Source organism: Lysinibacillus sp. UGB7, from assembly GCF_049058285.1.
Classification (GTDB): domain Bacteria; phylum Bacillota; class Bacilli; order Bacillales_A; family Planococcaceae; genus Lysinibacillus; species Lysinibacillus sphaericus_B.
In genome coordinates this window covers 1-550 of record NZ_JBMGUV010000117.1, presented here as the reverse complement: position 1 = coordinate 550, position 550 = coordinate 1, and the positions used below count along the sequence as shown (strand labels likewise).

The following is a 550-nucleotide window of genomic DNA, read 5'->3' as shown; positions in this document are numbered from 1 at the left end:
CGCAAAAGCTTTACTCGGAAATACATTAACTCCTAGTTCTCCGGTTGAAAGTTCCATTGTAGCGGGGAAAGTTGGATTAGTTAAAGAATGGAAAGTACCAAATGGTTATTTGGTGGGTGGAATTATTGAGTTTACTTTATCGTCTAGTTCTCCAATGTCTTATAAAGTCAGAACAGTAGCTGCTAAAAGTACTACTGCCGATCTTCGTAGTAATCAAAATGCAGTTGTGTCACCAGTTGGGACTCATCCGCGTGGTTCTTGGAACTTTTCCAATATCGACGGCTTTGGTACTTCAGGTGGCTCTGCTGCTCTATATACTGTCGGAGACGGCAATAAAAGTTTCTCCATAAGTAATGGAAGTAATGACAACTTAATGACTAAAGACACTAGCTATACGCCTGGCGATGCTGTAGCAACTAATAAGGGGCATTATGGTGTTATTTACAAGGCGAATATCACTTTCAAAAATCCAACTCAAGCCGATAAGACATTAAAGGTATATTTGACAGGTCGTGGAGGTTCATACGGCGGTGCTGTACGTTGGAACAAT

Annotated in this window: 1 pseudogene; it reads left to right on the top strand. The window is 40.9% G+C overall.

Going from position 1 to position 550, the window contains the following annotated elements:
* Positions 1 to 550, top strand: a pseudogene (locus tag ACOMCU_RS28295) (hypothetical protein); the annotation flags it as partial.